21 protein-coding genes and 2 tRNA genes are annotated in these 14976 nt (G+C 35.4%); 3 read left to right on the top strand and 20 right to left on the bottom strand.

Features of this window, described 5'->3' with window-relative positions; translation table 11 throughout:
* Window positions 1-147: 147 nt before the first annotated feature.
* The 9 genes from albA to rsxC form a co-directional block, all read right to left on the bottom strand.
* On the bottom strand, window positions 148-423 hold the full coding sequence (albA, locus tag LPC15_RS05980) for a DNA-binding protein Alba (RefSeq protein ID WP_229234458.1): 276 nt from the start codon (window positions 421-423) through the stop codon (window positions 148-150).
* Between the two features lie 165 nt (window positions 424-588).
* Window positions 589-663: transfer RNA gene (locus tag LPC15_RS05985), tRNA-Glu, on the bottom strand.
* A 103-nt stretch (window positions 664-766) separates the two neighbouring features.
* A complete protein-coding gene (locus LPC15_RS05990; RefSeq protein WP_229234459.1) occupies window positions 767-1777 on the bottom strand; it encodes a methionine synthase in 1011 nt (336 codons plus the stop codon).
* A 33-nt stretch (window positions 1778-1810) separates the two neighbouring features.
* The gene (locus LPC15_RS05995; RefSeq protein WP_229234460.1) at window positions 1811-3157 is read right to left on the bottom strand and encodes an RnfABCDGE type electron transport complex subunit B; all 1347 of its coding nucleotides are present in this window, start codon (window positions 3155-3157) and stop codon (window positions 1811-1813) included.
* Window positions 3154-3732: an electron transport complex protein RnfA gene (locus LPC15_RS06000; RefSeq protein WP_229234461.1), complete on the bottom strand. Its 579-nt coding sequence runs from the start codon at window positions 3730-3732 to the stop codon at window positions 3154-3156. Before LPC15_RS06000 ends, LPC15_RS05995 begins: the two co-directional genes overlap by 4 nt.
* 1 nt (window position 3733) lies before the next feature.
* Entirely contained in the window at window positions 3734-4345 is a 612-nt protein-coding gene (gene rsxE / locus LPC15_RS06005) for an electron transport complex subunit RsxE (protein ID WP_229234462.1), read from the bottom strand.
* A 2-nt stretch (window positions 4346-4347) separates the two neighbouring features.
* Window positions 4348-4863 carry an RnfABCDGE type electron transport complex subunit G gene (locus tag LPC15_RS06010; protein WP_229234463.1) on the bottom strand — a complete coding sequence of 172 codons (516 nt, stop codon included), beginning with the start codon at window positions 4861-4863 and terminating at the stop codon, window positions 4348-4350.
* Window positions 4860-5801, bottom strand: a complete 942-nt coding sequence (locus tag LPC15_RS06015; RefSeq protein WP_229234464.1) for an RnfABCDGE type electron transport complex subunit D — start codon at window positions 5799-5801, stop codon at window positions 4860-4862. Before LPC15_RS06015 ends, LPC15_RS06010 begins: the two co-directional genes overlap by 4 nt.
* Window positions 5798-7132 carry an electron transport complex subunit RsxC gene (rsxC, locus tag LPC15_RS06020; RefSeq protein ID WP_229234465.1) on the bottom strand — a complete coding sequence of 445 codons (1335 nt, stop codon included), beginning with the start codon at window positions 7130-7132 and terminating at the stop codon, window positions 5798-5800. Before rsxC ends, LPC15_RS06015 begins: the two co-directional genes overlap by 4 nt.
* Before the next feature lie 196 nt (window positions 7133-7328).
* On the opposite strand from rsxC, the gene LPC15_RS06025 reads away from it, so the two are divergent.
* Window positions 7329-8489, top strand: coding sequence for an MFS transporter (locus LPC15_RS06025; RefSeq protein ID WP_229234466.1), 1161 nt, complete (start codon window positions 7329-7331; stop codon window positions 8487-8489).
* 4 nt (window positions 8490-8493) lie between these two features.
* Here the strand turns inward: LPC15_RS06025 and LPC15_RS06030 are convergent, their stop codons facing one another.
* The 5 genes from LPC15_RS06030 to LPC15_RS06050 all read right to left on the bottom strand — a co-directional run bounded on the left by LPC15_RS06030 (window position 8494) and on the right by LPC15_RS06050 (window position 11056).
* Entirely contained in the window at window positions 8494-8697 is a 204-nt protein-coding gene (locus tag LPC15_RS06030) for a helix-turn-helix transcriptional regulator (RefSeq protein WP_229234467.1), read from the bottom strand.
* A gap of 266 nt (window positions 8698-8963) precedes the next feature.
* Complete coding sequence (locus LPC15_RS06035; RefSeq protein ID WP_229234468.1) at window positions 8964-9998, bottom strand: transglutaminase-like domain-containing protein; 1035 nt, start codon at window positions 9996-9998, stop codon at window positions 8964-8966.
* A gap of 53 nt (window positions 9999-10051) precedes the next feature.
* The gene (locus tag LPC15_RS06040) at window positions 10052-10285 is read right to left on the bottom strand and encodes a hypothetical protein (RefSeq protein WP_229234469.1); all 234 of its coding nucleotides are present in this window, start codon (window positions 10283-10285) and stop codon (window positions 10052-10054) included.
* Between the two features lie 2 nt (window positions 10286-10287).
* Window positions 10288-10539 carry a hypothetical protein gene (locus tag LPC15_RS06045; protein WP_229234470.1) on the bottom strand — a complete coding sequence of 84 codons (252 nt, stop codon included), beginning with the start codon at window positions 10537-10539 and terminating at the stop codon, window positions 10288-10290.
* Between the two features lie 79 nt (window positions 10540-10618).
* Complete coding sequence (locus LPC15_RS06050) at window positions 10619-11056, bottom strand: hypothetical protein (protein ID WP_229234471.1); 438 nt, start codon at window positions 11054-11056, stop codon at window positions 10619-10621.
* A gap of 400 nt (window positions 11057-11456) precedes the next feature.
* On the opposite strand from LPC15_RS06050, the gene LPC15_RS06055 reads away from it, so the two are divergent.
* A complete protein-coding gene (locus LPC15_RS06055) occupies window positions 11457-11921 on the top strand; it encodes a hypothetical protein (RefSeq protein WP_229234472.1) in 465 nt (154 codons plus the stop codon).
* Window positions 11899-12489, top strand: coding sequence for a hypothetical protein (locus LPC15_RS06060; protein WP_229234473.1), 591 nt, complete (start codon window positions 11899-11901; stop codon window positions 12487-12489). Before LPC15_RS06055 ends, LPC15_RS06060 begins: the two co-directional genes overlap by 23 nt.
* Before the next feature lie 52 nt (window positions 12490-12541).
* Here LPC15_RS06060 and LPC15_RS06065 read toward each other — a convergent pair whose 3' ends face one another.
* The 6 genes from LPC15_RS06065 to LPC15_RS06090 form a co-directional block, all read right to left on the bottom strand.
* Window positions 12542-12700, bottom strand: coding sequence for a hypothetical protein (locus LPC15_RS06065; protein WP_229234474.1), 159 nt, complete (start codon window positions 12698-12700; stop codon window positions 12542-12544).
* Window positions 12701-12705: 5 nt separating this feature from the next.
* Window positions 12706-13029, bottom strand: coding sequence for a hypothetical protein (locus tag LPC15_RS06070; protein WP_229234475.1), 324 nt, complete (start codon window positions 13027-13029; stop codon window positions 12706-12708).
* A 337-nt stretch (window positions 13030-13366) separates the two neighbouring features.
* Complete coding sequence (locus LPC15_RS06075; protein WP_229234476.1) at window positions 13367-13651, bottom strand: FxLYD domain-containing protein; 285 nt, start codon at window positions 13649-13651, stop codon at window positions 13367-13369.
* Window positions 13652-13963: 312 nt separating this feature from the next.
* Window positions 13964-14131 (bottom strand): hypothetical protein, encoded by a 168-nt coding sequence (locus LPC15_RS06080; RefSeq protein ID WP_229234477.1) that lies wholly within the window; start codon window positions 14129-14131, stop codon window positions 13964-13966.
* Window positions 14128-14742 (bottom strand): PH domain-containing protein, encoded by a 615-nt coding sequence (locus LPC15_RS06085; protein ID WP_229234478.1) that lies wholly within the window; start codon window positions 14740-14742, stop codon window positions 14128-14130. The genes LPC15_RS06080 and LPC15_RS06085 overlap by 4 nt, the downstream gene beginning before the upstream one ends.
* A gap of 143 nt (window positions 14743-14885) precedes the next feature.
* Window positions 14886-14959, bottom strand: a tRNA-Gln gene (locus LPC15_RS06090).
* Window positions 14960-14976: the final 17 nt, after the last annotated feature.

Genomic DNA, 14976 nt, shown 5'->3' on the forward strand with positions numbered 1-14976 from the left:
ATATAAAAACTTTTGTATTCCCAAATTATTCGGTATCAGATTATCAAAAATAGTCTTATATAGATCCATAACTATAAAACAAATGTTTCATATAGCCCCCTTTACTGCATATATGTATAAAAATAAAAAAAAGATTGATGCTGATTATTAATTAGCCGATAGGTAGATCTCTATCCACGATATGTTTGAACTCTTTCCATCCTCTCTGCTTATCTCCTCTGTACCGATCTTTATATCCTTTACTTTTAAATTTGGCAAAAACCTGGTCCTTATAACTTCCGCTGTGTCTACCGCTCGGGATATCGCTTTACCCCTCGCTTTTATTACTGCTTCATTCGATCCTTCATTAAAGACGGTGATCGTTGCTAATACATAGTTCATCACCGGCTTCTTTCCTATATATACTACGTTATCTTCTGCCATTCCTTCTTACCTCCTTTTTATTTATGCATCATCTTTTGTCTCAATTTCTGAGTTATTCATTATATTTAAAACTTTTGACTATTCTAAAAGATACTATCCTTAAAGATAAACAATAACCATATAGAGAAGATAAAATTTTATAAGAATAAAAATTTTAACGTTAGATGCTCCGGACGGGATTTGAACCCGTGTCTTCGGCTCGAAAGGCCGGAATGATTGGCCGAGCTACACTACCGGAGCGTTTTAAAATTATTGCGAATCAAAGTTGCAAGATTTATCATAATTGGAGGCAATAGATAAATTATTCTTTATATTATCACTACATACTCTTATTAATATTTTTCTATTTTTTATTAAACAGATCTATAGCATGTCTAACATTGCTTAAAAGCTGATAAGCCATTTCCTGAGATGGCCATGAACCAAGCCCACAATCTGGCCCGGTATATTTAACAAGGTTTCCTAAAATACTATGAGCATATCTTAATCGCTCAGCAATACGATTTACACTCTCTTTCTTAAATATTTTAGATAGGTACCTCTCATCAATCCAAGCATTTACATTATATTCCTCATTGATCTCTGCAACAAGAGAAGATATATCCGTTCTTGCAATACCAACTCTCAAGTATTTTTCATGATTTCTAAGATATTCTTTCTCTATAGTCTTCAATATACTGATATCTCTTGCACATTCTATGCCAATCACGTCAATATTTTCCACAAGACAGATGGTTCTATACTCTATAGATGAATGAAGATGTATCTCGGTATTATTTACTTTTATCCCCTCAGTAGCTATCTCTAACGCCTTTACAATCTCATCGTTGTTAAAATTTAATTCAGGGTTTATACCTATGCTTGGTTCGTCTATACAGATTGTATCAGTATAACAAAATTTGTTAGAGATTATCGAGTTCTTTATAAACCGTTGTACGCTTCTGGCTATATTTTTGAGTATATCAAAATACCCTTTACCACCAAAATTTTTCAAATAGATCTCAATCGGACCGGTGATACATACCCGCAGCGGTATTTTCTTCTCTGTCTTCTTAGATATTTCTTCAGATATTTCTTTTATAATCTCGACTTCTTCTAATATAGCATCTTCTTCTTTGATAATAAAAGGTTTTTCCTCATTTTTTTTAATTTTTTTAAAGAAAGGATCTACCATATCCCTGAATTGAGGGTATGTAGGTATATCCACCCCAGCATATATCTTATCAAGGAAAGCGTTTTTAATTATATCTAGAAGTTCTTCTTTATTCGTTCCCTCTTTTATAGATTCTTCAATCCATTCTTTTTTAACTCCTCTCGGTAGAGGATAACTACCTATATCATCGAATAATAACAATGGATAAAACTCCTTAATGTGCAAGATTAGATATCATCTGCCTACTATAATTGATACAGGTACTTTTTCCTCTTCTCTGTCAACCATCTTGATTATATGGAGCGGACAGCTATCTATACACGCATAAGATAGGCAATCTTTACAAAGATCATAATCGATCTTTGGTAAATTCTGTTTTTCATCCCACCGTATAGCATTCTTATCACAAGCATCTATACATAACTTGCATTTTTTACAGATATTAGAGCAATAATTTTGTATTTTTTTTATCGGCCTATCTTCCTCATTTACTTCAACAGTTATGGCAGAAGTCGGACAAACAGCCTCGCATAGCCCACAATATATACAAAAATTATCAAAAAGAATATTCTTACCTTCTGTAAAAGAGAGATTATCAGCAGGACAGAGGTTTATACAATTCTCGCATTCTACACATTTGTTTTGATCTATATTGAAAGATCCATTTAATGGTTTTTCTACAGATATTACATTCTCTGGGCAGATCTTTTCACATCGTTTACAATATATACAAAATCTGTCAGACCAGTTGATCCGTCCTTGATCCGTCTTTGTTATTTTATAGGTATCTGCATTAGAGAGATTTTTTTCTAATACAGTAAATTCGAGTGCACCTCTTGGACAGATATCTATACACTTTAAACAACGAGTACATCCTACAGTTTGAAATATTTTATCTTTATATACTTCAATCTTATCAAACATAGCAGTAAATTTACCTTTATCATGGATAGATGAGAAAAAAACGTCAAGATCATCCTCCCATAATGTTGGATTGTTACATGCAACAAAAACTGGAACCTCTTCAGGTACGATCTTTATAATTTTTCTAGGACAGACTTCGACGCATGCTCCACATCCAGTACATTTATCCAGATTTATTAACGGAATGCCTTCATCATTCATCTTTATTGCAAGAGTCGGGCATACTTTAACACAATCTCCAAACCCAAGACAACCATACTCACATGATTTGTTTCCTTGGAAGAGATTGGCGGCTATACTACACGATTTTTCTCCATCATACTCAAACTTATCCGTACATTTTGTTCCACCATTACAAAGAACAACGGCTTTCTGTTTTTTCCCTGCTTCACCCCCAAACAGATCAGAAAGCGCTTTAACCTTTTCTTTGTCCATATATGTCTGAGCACATTTATTAGCTAAAGATGGGTCCTTTACCAATGCTTCAGCAAATGCCGAACATCCAGAAAAACCACATGCTCCGCAGTTCGATCCAGGAAGTATCTCGATCGTCTTTTCAACCTTTTCATCCATTACGACCTTAAACCTATCTGCAGCAATACTGAGAATTAATGCAAAGGCAAAACCTACCGCTACAATGGTAAAAATTTCTATCATATTCTCAACCCTCCAAATGTTAAAAACGAGAGACTCAATATAGATGCGGTGATAAACGCTATCGGAAGACCTTTAAGAGACCCTGGTACTTCGGATAGTTCCAACCGTTCTCGTAATCCAGACATTATGGTAAGTGCCAATATAAACCCAACTCCTGCACCAGAAGAGCTAGCAATGCTACCTAAAAACGAGAAACCTTCTAAAAAATTTATCTCCGCTATACCCAAGACCGCACAATTGGTAGTGATAAGAGGAAGATAGATCCCAAGAGCTCGGTATAGACCAATGCTGGTCTTTCTTATTACCATCTCTAATAACTGCACAAAAGACGCTATGACCAAGATGAAGACAACGGTCTCCATAAATTCTATATTAAATGGTATTAAAATGAAATTAGCGATCAACCATGTTATAATAGAGGATGCGATCATGACAAAAGTTACTGCAAGACCCATCCTGATTGCATCGCTAAGTTTCTTCGAGACACCAAAAAAAGGGCAGAGACCTAGGAACATTACTAGTATAAAATTGTTTACCAGAGCGTATCTCAAAAATAACGATAAAAGTTCGTTCATTTTATATCACATCCATCCTCTTAAACAATCCAAGTAACAAACCGATTATTAAAAAAGCTCCAGGAGGCATTATAAAGAATAATGCAGGCATATCACTGAATAAAGGTATTATAAAGCTACCAAACTCGTAACCAAGTATGGCAAAATTAATCCCACCAGTACCTAAAAGCTCTCTAAAGAAGGATATAAGAAGTATGGCTAGTAAAAATCCTGTACCTTCACCCAATCCGTCAAGAACGGATCTTAAGGGTGGATTCTTCGATGCAAACGCCTCCGCTCTTCCCAAAATAATACAATTTACCACGATCAATGGTATGTATATACCCAAAGATTCGCTCAAAGATGGTAGATATGCCTTAAATGTTAAATTTACTATTGTTACAAAAGTAGCGATTATCACGATAAAAGATGGGATCCTAACATCTTTAGGTATCACGTTTCTTAATAAAGAGATTATCAAATTAGATAAGGTCAGTACGAAGATTACTGCAATTCCCATTCCGAAAGCATTCTCTATACTTATGCTTACTGCAAGTGCAGGACATAATCCTAATGCCAATACAAATATAGGGTTTATCTTTATCAACCCTTTAGAGAAATCATTAAAAGGCATTTTTATTCACTCCTTATGGATTGTATCTTATTCTTATATTCAGAGTATACTGCATTAACAACCGCTTTAGAACTTATCGTAGCCCCAGTTATGGCATCTATCCCTTCTAATTTTATAGCATCTATAGGCTTGTTATCAAATTGAGATACGAATTCATCTTCTGTTATCCTTGCTCCAAGTCCTGGAGTCTCAGAGTGGGAAAGAACGGATACTTTTTTGATGGTCAGATCCTCATCGTTGTTGATCCCGACCAGAATGGTTATATCCCCTCCATATCCTTTTCCAATAGCTTCAAAGGCATAACCTATAATCTCATCATCCGAATAGACATAATAGATATCATCCTTTTGTATAAATCTTTCTGCATCAGGAAATATCATATTTATATGCTCGGTTAATTCTGCCATCTCTTGTTCTTTTAATACATCCTCTACCGTATTATTATATACGTATATAGATAAAGAGGATGCTAGGATGATTATTGTAAGTACAACAACCCGTTTGATATTCTCTTTCATCTTTCATCCACCTTTGTTTTTTTAATTCCGAGCGGAAGCGGTCTTATGTATCTATCGATCAACGGTGTAAAACCATTCATTATCAGTATCGAATAACAGACTCCTTCAGGCATACCGCTCCATAATCTAAATACTACAATCAACAGACCAACACCAATTCCGAAGATTACTCTCCCCCAACCTGTAATAGGTGTCGTTACATAATCTGTTGCCATAAAAAAAGCACCAAGCATCAAGCCTCCCGCCAAGATATGAAATATCGGATCCTGTCCTAGTAGTAACATCAATACAAAGACAGTACAGATAATAGATAACGGAGTCCTCCAATCTATTACCTTTAAAGCAATAAGTATGATACCTCCAATCAAAATAGCCAAAGCCGATGTCTCCCCAATACATCCTCCAATGCCGCCAAAAAACAGGTCTATATTGGATGCAATAACCAAATTTTGCATTTTAAGGGCTGCAAGCGGTGTAGCAGTCGTAACCGCATCGAAAGGAGTTACCCATCTAGTCATCAAGACAGGCCAGCATATCATCAGAAATGCTCTACCTACCAATGCAGGATTGAATAAATTCTGCCCAAGCTCACCAAAAGCGTGTTTGGCGATAGCAATAGCAAAAAAAGATCCAACAACAGGAACCCAGAATGGTACCGTTGGAGGTAGAACCAAAGCTAAAAGAAGACCTGTAATTATAGCACTACCATCCATTACAAATTTTTTTTTCTGAATCTTTAAAGATAAAAATTCAGCAATCTCGGCAGATAAGATGCTTAAAATGATGACCAAAAGTGCGTGATATCCAAAAAAATAAATTCCTGCAATAGTAGTAGGCATCAACGCCAAAATTACCAGAAACATTATCCGTTTTACAGAAATGTCCTTCTTAAGATGAGGGCTAGGCGTCATCTTGATATTCTTTTTATCCAAGATCATTTTATATTCCTCGTCTCGTTCTTTGCCCAAGCTATCAGTTGAGCCAATTCTATCTTTGATGGACATACGAATGAGCAAGATCCGCAACCCATGCATGCATCTATATTGTTCGCTTTACACAGATCAAACTTTCTTACACGGGCATACTTTGCAAGATCTGTGGGCACAAGGTTGACAGGGCATACCTTCACACAGTTTCCGCATCGTATACATGGTGACAGATTTTTATCTTTATATTTATCTCCAAAAACGAGAAGACAGTTGGTAGCTTTTACCGTCGAGATATCCAGATCATTCTGGCATATACCCATCATAGGACCGCCCATCACTACCTTTTCAACCTTTCCATTAAAACCACCACAAAAATCTATCAATTCAGAAAATTTAGTTCCTATCCTCACTAAAAGGTTTTTTTGCTCTTTTACATCACCAGTAACCGTTACTACACGATCTATAAGTGGTTTACCTTCATAAACAGCATCATACGCAGCTTTTGCAGTACCAACGTTTTGAACGACAACTCCAACATCGGCAGGTAATCCTGCTCTATTCTCAATGAACAAAGGCACTTCTCTACCTGTAGCGAGGAATATCAACGTCTTTTCGAATCCATGAGGATATTTTGTCTTCATTTTTAGGATTTTAAAATTATTAAGATTATAGTCTTTTATAATACTATCAATAATAGATATCGCGTCAGGTTTATTATCCTCTATTGCAATCAAAACATTCTCCGCATCGAGAATCTTAGCAAAGATCTCTGCACCTTTTACTATTTTGTCCCCCTCTTCTACCATCAACCTATGATCGGATGTTATATACGGCTCGCATTCACATCCATTCAATATCAAGGTATCAATCTTAGTCTTAGGGGATAATTTAACATGCGTTGGAAACGCTGCTCCCCCTAATCCAACCAGTCCGGATTCGCGAATAATATGTAGGAGATCTTCTTTTTTTAGCTCTGAAATATCGTTAAGTTTTTCCCTATCTATCCATTTTTCTTTATTATCTGATTCTATTAAGATTGCCTCTTTTTTTAAACCAGAAGATGGATGGTTTTTTTTCTCTATAGATAGAACAATACCCGATACGCTGGAGTGGATTGGAGCGGATATAAAACTTTTTGAATCGCCTATCTTCTCTCCGATAGATACATAATCATCAACCTCTACCAATGGTTCACACGGAGCGCCGATATGTTGTTGTAAATAAATTGTCGCGATTTCAGGTATTTTAGCCTTTTCAACCCGATTATTTCGGGATAATTTACTATCAGGTACCTGTACTCCTTTGTATGAAAGTGGCCAAATAAATCTTCTAATATTCATAATTTTAATCCACCAATTTGTATTGTAAGTTTAATTTTTGTAATTTTAATATTTATATGGTCTTATTATTAAGTTTTTAAATATTAAATTTTTAAAAATCGAAGATATTTATAATTTTCCAATGTATTGATATGATACACAAGTATAAATTCCCTATGATAAACAGATAAAAAAGTCATTTAGAGAAAAAGAGATTATGAAAAATAAAAAGATCATCTTCGTTTTTGCAAGTATGTTTGCCACCTCCGTAGGTATGGGTTTATTGACACCATTTATATCGTTATATTCTAAATTATCCTTTAATGCAACAGGAATATGGTTGGGAATAATTTTTTCAGGTTTTTCAATATCTAAGATAATAACTACTCCTTTTATTGGTTTTGCATCCGATAAAAAAAGTAAAAAAAAGGTTTTACAGATAGGAGCAATACTTTATTCCTTCATTCCGTTTGCATATATGTATGCAGATACAATCTATACTCTTCTTATAGTAAGGTTGTTGCACGGATTCTCCTCTGCATTTATGACACCAATTATTATTGCATATCTGGGAGATATTTCTCCAAAAGGAGAAGAGGGACGATATATGGCTCTTTTAAACCTTCCTCTCTTTTTAGGAGCAGGAATAGGACCATTTTTAGGCGGAATTCTGATTGATAGAGAGATAAGGTATTTATTCTATCTAATGGAGATTTTTTTCCTGACGATTCTATTAATGACCTCCTTATTTCCGGATATAAAAAAGAGTGGTATCTCATCTGTTCAAAATTATTCTATAACACAATCTTTAAAGGATCACAAAACATTAATCTTGATAGTATTTGGTTTTTTAAACTCATTAAGTAGATGCCTGATAATCTTTTTCGTGCCTATATTCGCCTATATTTCTTTAAACTTGGATGGTTATCAAATAGGTGCAATATTCTCGCTAGCTACTATAACATCCTTCTTACTACAATACCCTTTTGGTATGGCATCAGATCGATTACCAAAGTTAGGCCTGATACTATTAGGCTCTTTCATATATACATTCACTCTTTTTTTGATGCCTTTCTCCAGATACTTCTGGGATCTGTTATTCCTAACTTTGATTTTTAATATAGGTAACGCATTGACAGCCCCTGCAAGCATGGGAGCAGCTACTATAATTGGCAAGGATTTAGGAGTAGGAACAACGGTTGGGTTGGTAGATACATCGATGAGTATAGGTATGATCGTAGGACCGATATTAGCAGGTGTTATCATGGATTTGTCCTCTATAGAGAGGACTTTCTATCTTATAGGAATGATGAATATCATAGGTCTGATCGTTATATATCTGTTAAAGGCTAAACTTTCTGAAAATAGAAACTTCTGAATATTTATTCGTTCTCGATTTCATAGAATATATCTTCTATTTCGACATTAAATATTTTTTTAAGCTTAAAAGCGAGTTTTAAGGATGGCAAGTATCTTCCTTGTTCCACTGCATTGATCGTCTGTCTTGTCACTCCTGCCTTTTCTGCGAGCTGTTCCTGTGTTAAGTCGTGCATAGCTCTGTAAACCTTCAAACGATTTTTTATCATTTTTCTCACTCATCTATACATCCTCTCATAATGGTGATAAGCTATAAGATGAAATATCGTTATAAAAGCGAAATATGGCCCTAATACCGCTGAAACCGGAATAGAAAATTCCATAGTGTATTCCAAACCTGTAAAAATAACAAATCTTTCTATTTTATAATAATTAAGTTAAAAACTTGAGATAATTATTAGTAATTAAAAAGAGAATAAAGAATAATAGATTAAGTAATGAGAAAAATAAGCGGAAAGTATGATAATAATTAATATTATCTTTTTAAAAGGTTTTTTATACCCTTCCATAGAATCTCTAAAATGGGGAGATAATAACTTCCATCATCTTTATTTATTATCTTCACGTGACCTATTCCATCATCTCCCCTTTTACATGTAAATTCCAACTCAGGATTGACTCCGTGTGCTATTCCATTATCGAGAGAAGAAAAATATTGCCCCATATATGAAAATACTTCGTTTGAGACGCAACAATGGCATAAATATTCAACTTCTTTTTTATCATACCGAATTACTTCCACATTTAAGCCAAGCGGTTTTGAAAAAAGCCTCTTCATCATCCAAACCACGACTCTTGCATCCCCCTTATATTTTGTCATCATAGCCTTTTCTGCAAGGTTATGAACTTCCTCTATCATCCGAGCCGAATCTTCCTTGCTAAAAGATCTGATACCAGAATTATTGTATCTCTCTTCATCTATGAACGCATTCATGATTATATTTATAGCATCAATCAAATTTTTGAACTTCGTAGGTCTCGTATACCTCTCATAACCTTGTAGATCTGGAGCATATTCCAGATCCTTTACAAAATAGGGATGTTGTTCAGTATCACCCCTACCATCCCACTCGTTAGCTCTATCCGGGCTCAAATATTTATCTCTGGTGCAATCTATCCTCAACCACCTTTCTTCAATCATAGCATTTGTTATACAATGCGTAATTTTAAACTTTTTTGCCTCCTCCACCTTTACTCTTAATTGCATTACATCTAACATTGATTCTCCCGTTAAAGATTGAAATTGAAACCGTGCAGGGATGTCTTTTGCTCTTAGTAGTGCAACAAGCAGATTTGACTTTGTTAAACAGTTTCCTCTCCTTTTTTCCAACGTTTCAGATGCCTTAGATAAAGGTTCGATAAAGTAATAAATATTATCTCTCACCCAATAGAATGCATTTACTGCATATTCTCTTTTGTCTGCACTTCTATCATTTAGTTCGTCCACCAATCTCAATATCTTCTCATTCTTCCAATCGCATAATTCCGTTTCAATAAGATAATCGTCCATATCTGATTCAGGAAGTTTATAATATTTATGCTTTTGCAGATGTAGTTGAGAGATCAATCATTTTTATCATATCCAACTAATAATTTCACAAAAATCCATCCGATCACGCACCGATAGATACTTAGGTATCTGCCCCGTGGAGCTTCTCGATCACGTATTGCTATCAAGAACTCAGGATCTGTGGGTAACATCTCTGTCATATTATCTTCACTCCAATACCCTGCATCTGCCAACTCAGTACTCAACCCCTTCAGTTCTTCCTGTGCCTTCTCTGTTATTCGGTGCACAGTCAGGATCTGTCACATTCACCTCCTCCTGGGCTACTTGGGCAATTTCCCTCTTCTACCTGGCGTTTCTCAATCCTTTCAGACTGCGCTTGCAGCTTTTCTTCCTTTTCTCGTGCCAATCGCTCCTGGCATTCTTTCAGCCGTGCCAGCTGATTTCTTCGACCTTTGAGTTCTTTAGACATTTCATCTCCACGAGAGCCCTTCCCAAACAGTCGATCTTCTTCCTCATCTTTCTTCCTGGCTTCAGCCAGCATCTTTCTGATATGTTCCTGAGTTCGGTTGGCTGAAAGTGATGCATTAGCCTTGACCTTTGTTCCATCCAGCGCCACTACCCTAACCATCTGCTCTGTATTTGAGGTAAAACTTGGATAAATCCATAATGTCTACTGCATCCAGGATAAACCATGGGCAGCTCATGCCTCCAGACTTACAGGCATCAGGTACATCTGCGTCATGTTTTACACCCTGCCGCCACTCGAAAGATGAGTATCCATCTATGTATTTGTACTTTTCATATAACCCTATATCTGAAACAAATTTATTATGAAACCAACCATATTCCCTAAGCTTTACATTTGGTTCATATAACGAGGAAACTAAACAGAACTTCTCTCCATGTGTATTAAAATCTGCGACAAATAGTGCCGCATTCGCATTTATATTAAATTCTTTTTTTGCATCAATAAGCATTTCCCGAACATTGGATATTTTTAATTTAAGTCTGGGAATATCCCTAACAATATTTCTAATAACAGAAGTCTTACATAACATAGCAATTTTTCCTTCTTTATCATGAAATTGCTGAATTACTCGCAAAATAATATTCTCAGCAATGTCAAAATTACCCTTACCAGTTATAGCTTCTATACCTTTATGATTTTTTATATTACTCTTATAGGGTAAATTATCTGAATTTAAAACAGAAAGTCCACTGCAAGTTATTCACGGTGGATTACCTAGGATTAGAAGATTTTGTCGGTGTTTGTTATTTAAAAACTTTCTAAACCTATCGGTCATCCGACGTGTAAAGATGTTATTACGACAAAATTCTATCTTTGTAGGTATAGTCTGGTCAAAGGATAGTTTTAGTTATATTCAATTTAAAAAGCCATTCATACTTGCTTTGTGTATCAATACAATAATATATACCGGGAGTTCTATATTATACTTTATGAAAACCGTATATGCAATAATCTTGGGAGCCCTTTTGGGTGGAGTGATATGCCTTGCCTTGCTTGGATTTGTGGGACCCGACAACCCAGAAACGGATGCCTCTGGAAATGGAGCATCCTCGTGGATGATTGTGGATGCTGCGCCTGCGACAGCGCACGAAGAGATCAACGTAAAGGCTGGAGAGAGATTCAAGATTCCTGACAAAATTGGAGGAGGGGGAAGTGACGATCTTATAACTTTCAATGGTCCTATCAAACTAATCGGAGGAGGTAGTGTAGGGATATGGCCCCTCAAAGATTACTACTATGTTTTAGAAGCTGTAGAGCCCGGCGAAGCGCAGGTGGTGATATTTGAAGTTCATGTAGATGCATGGGAACGTTCTTGGTCTAACACTCCTGCTGATATTACTACTTCTGTCTCTATTACTATATCTACGATATATGATATCCACATCACCGGATAAGGCACAACAGCAGATCAGGAAGATCTTTGTTGCAGCGATAGTCTGCATGGTGCTCTTTATTTCTGTCGCTGCAGCACAGAGTCCGCTGAGAGATCTCATAGACCGCATATTCGGAAGGGAGAAAGAAACACAGATAACGGAGATAAAGGACATACTTGAGGATCCCGAGAAATATTATAACAAAACCATAACTGTAGAGGGTATTTTTGGGGATGTAAGGAGCGGAGGAGGGGGCTGGGCAGGAGGAACTCGTGAGGGCTATGAATGGATGGAGGGAGGCATGTATGGGATATATGATGAAGAAGGAAATAGCATAGCTATGTGGGTATACCCAAATCGTGATGAATTAGAAAAGAAGGCGATAGAGATGAATAATGGCACTTATGAGACGTATAGTTTTGCAAAGACCTATGATATGCTACTAAATGAAAGCTGGAATCGGCTAGTCTCTTTTGATGGTAAGAAAATCAGGGCTACAGGATATATTGATACCGATATTATGGGAGCCTCTGGATATCTTGAACCGGTGATCACGGTCTTAGATACGGATATAGAGGTGGTAAAATGAAGAGTTTACCTGTGTTGCTTGATTTTTAAAATAAGATAATAGAAACTCAAAATCATTCCAACACTGTATCCCTATCTGAATAAGGAGGGGTACAAATACATAAAAACCTGAGATCACAATCTCCTATGCTCTTTATTCTATGTCTTTGCATCGGAGAAATAAGAATCGCCTGGTCTTTTAATACCTCTCTTTTCTCTTCTTCTATTTCCATTATTCCTATTCCTTCCAAGATAAAATAAATTTCATTTGATATTTTGTTTTCCTTCCCGGGTAAAACCATGAACATGGATTTAATATCTCTTCTATTAATCTATTTTCGTCAATCTCTTGATTTAAATTTATCAAAGTTAGAAAATCTATTTTTTCATATTGTCTATTTAGTCTCATGTCTTTTATTAAATTAGAGATCTTTTTATAATATGTTCCGCTTGGAGAACCATTCCCTTTTTTAAGTTTAAATGAATAAGTTGTTCTATCTGTTTTTAGACAAAAGCAAAAATTATTTTTGGAACTATCCAAATCTGGAATAATCCTCTTCAATTCTTTTTCAATCTTTTCTTTATCTTCTATTATATGGATATTAAAAGGGAGTAACTTCTAATGCAAAATTCTTAATTAGATCCTCTCTTTTTAACTCCTTACAAATTTTATTAAATATATCCGATGTAAATTCATATATAGGATCCAATCCTTTAACTTCAGTTTTAAATTCCTTCCCGTTTAAAACAACTTTAAAATCTGGAGTAGGTTCGTTTCCTTCTAAGATTTTTTTCCAATTTTATTGTTTTTGAAAAAACAGAATAAAACCATCTTTCGTAATCATCTCTAAGTTTTTTATCATTTTTGCTTCTACACTTATATCACGCCTTATTATCTCTTATTCGTATTCAAACTTATATTCAATACGAAGATCATTTTCACAACGTGCATCATTAATCCGTACTTTAAAACTCGCTTTTGATCCCGGTGGTATTATGGATGGGTTTAAATAATTCTGACCCATACCTAAAAAGTTACCATCGGCATCATACGCAGAGATACGTATCTTAACATTTTCTAAGGTTTTTGTGCCATTATTCTTTACCATTCCTTTTATTTTTATATAGTTTGGTTCTCCAATGTCTCCGAAAATATTTTCCCAATTCCAATCTACTACTTCCAATCCACTGTCTTTAAGGGTTTTGGAGTAAAGGGTATTGGAATACAATCTACTATTTCCGACCTACTAACTGCAAGGGTTGTTGGAACAGATACTACAACCAATGCCAGACATAATCCAAGCACTATTGCTTTTTTCATTTTTTCTCAATATGAGTATGTATGACTCAATATATAAAATTTTATAGGGTTTTTACCCAATAAAAGACCCAAAAAAATTCAGAGGGAGGGCAAGACCCACTACAGATGATAAAACCGATCAAAGAGACCATCGGCAAGAGAGTAAGTAAGGTATTTATTAAAAAATCTCTATCATTTATATTAACTCTCTTCCAAACAAAGACAAAACTACACCTAACCCAGCCATTATTGTACCTCTCCAATACCATGGTAAAGGTAAAGTAAGTGCTATAGATAACTCTAAGAAAAACGAGAAGATCCCATATATCACAAGTATCATAATGGGTACGTATTTTGTTCTCATTTTAATCTACCTCCACAATAAGGACAAAATTTTGAAATCTCCTCCAACTTATGGCCACAATAAGGACAAAAGATTGCTTCTTCTTTCTTACTTGGTTCTAATATAACAGAAACACCTTTTGGTTTTACTAAATAATCTTGTTTTGCTTTTATGATCGTAGACCTCACACGTTCTGGGTTAGCTACCCCATCAAAGACAATACTACCACCAGCAGTATTTATAATCACGTTCCCCATCCCCAATATCCTTGTACTAAAAGTCTGACTTAATGTAACTGTTGTTACCAAATCATATGTAGAATCTTCGGTTTTTCTTCTCAAAAATGTAAAATCCCTTATAACTCTCTGGTTTGTAACATAGAATTTGAAACCTCTCCTATAAAGTTCTGTGAAAAGAATTGTAAGCACACCAAAGATTATACCAATCCCGTAAAAAGCCCCCAAAAAAATAAAAAATAAAACTGCTATAATGTAGAGATACCAGAAAACTAAAGGGGACTTGTAAAAAGTGCCTATAATATTTTCTCCTTCATTAAAACCCATTTTCTCATATTTATCCTTTTTAATCCCAAGAGTTTCTTTTAATTTTCCCTCTTTTATCTCTTCTGCCATTTTGAGAATCATCTCTCCTTCCTTCTTACTTTCCTACTAATCTTATATTCTCTTTTATAAAAGATATTACCTCATAGCCACCAAGACATGCCAATCCTAGAATCAACCATTCCATCTTTTTTTATCTCTTTTTCAAGTAGGTATAGCCCGGGGCGGATTCGAACCGCCGTCGCCGGGTCCAAAGCCCGAAATGATTGACCAGCTACACTACCGGGCTATCTTATTATCATTAAT

Source organism: Candidatus Methanoliparum sp. LAM-1, assembly GCF_020885915.1.
Lineage (GTDB): Archaea > Halobacteriota > Methanoliparia > Methanoliparales > Methanoliparaceae > Methanoliparum > Methanoliparum thermophilum.

Coding starts and splice junctions, on each gene's coding strand:
- LPC15_RS06055 (WP_229234472.1), top strand. CDS start 11,457: ATGAAAACCGTATATGCAATAATCTTGGGAGCCCTTTTGGGTGGAGTG.
- LPC15_RS06060 (WP_229234473.1), top strand. CDS start 11,899: ATGATATCCACATCACCGGATAAGGCACAACAGCAGATCAGGAAGATC.
- LPC15_RS06045 (WP_229234470.1), bottom strand. CDS start 10,539: ATGCTGGCTGAAGCCAGGAAGAAAGATGAGGAAGAAGATCGACTGTTT.
- rsxC (WP_229234465.1), bottom strand. CDS start 7,132: ATGAATATTAGAAGATTTATTTGGCCACTTTCATACAAAGGAGTACAG.
- LPC15_RS06030 (WP_229234467.1), bottom strand. CDS start 8,697: ATGATAAAAAATCGTTTGAAGGTTTACAGAGCTATGCACGACTTAACA.
- LPC15_RS06015 (WP_229234464.1), bottom strand. CDS start 5,801: ATGATCTTGGATAAAAAGAATATCAAGATGACGCCTAGCCCTCATCTT.
- LPC15_RS05995 (WP_229234460.1), bottom strand. CDS start 3,157: ATGATAGAAATTTTTACCATTGTAGCGGTAGGTTTTGCCTTTGCATTA.
- albA (WP_229234458.1), bottom strand. CDS start 423: ATGGCAGAAGATAACGTAGTATATATAGGAAAGAAGCCGGTGATGAAC.
- LPC15_RS06085 (WP_229234478.1), bottom strand. CDS start 14,742: ATGGCAGAAGAGATAAAAGAGGGAAAATTAAAAGAAACTCTTGGGATT.
- LPC15_RS06010 (WP_229234463.1), bottom strand. CDS start 4,863: ATGAAAGAGAATATCAAACGGGTTGTTGTACTTACAATAATCATCCTA.
- LPC15_RS06035 (WP_229234468.1), bottom strand. CDS start 9,998: ATGGACGATTATCTTATTGAAACGGAATTATGCGATTGGAAGAATGAG.
- LPC15_RS06065 (WP_229234474.1), bottom strand. CDS start 12,700: ATGGAAATAGAAGAAGAGAAAAGAGAGGTATTAAAAGACCAGGCGATT.
- LPC15_RS06000 (WP_229234461.1), bottom strand. CDS start 3,732: ATGAACGAACTTTTATCGTTATTTTTGAGATACGCTCTGGTAAACAAT.
- LPC15_RS06050 (WP_229234471.1), bottom strand. CDS start 11,056: ATGTTATGTAAGACTTCTGTTATTAGAAATATTGTTAGGGATATTCCC.
- LPC15_RS06025 (WP_229234466.1), top strand. CDS start 7,329: ATGAAAAATAAAAAGATCATCTTCGTTTTTGCAAGTATGTTTGCCACC.
- LPC15_RS06080 (WP_229234477.1), bottom strand. CDS start 14,131: ATGAGAACAAAATACGTACCCATTATGATACTTGTGATATATGGGATC.
- rsxE (WP_229234462.1), bottom strand. CDS start 4,345: ATGCCTTTTAATGATTTCTCTAAAGGGTTGATAAAGATAAACCCTATA.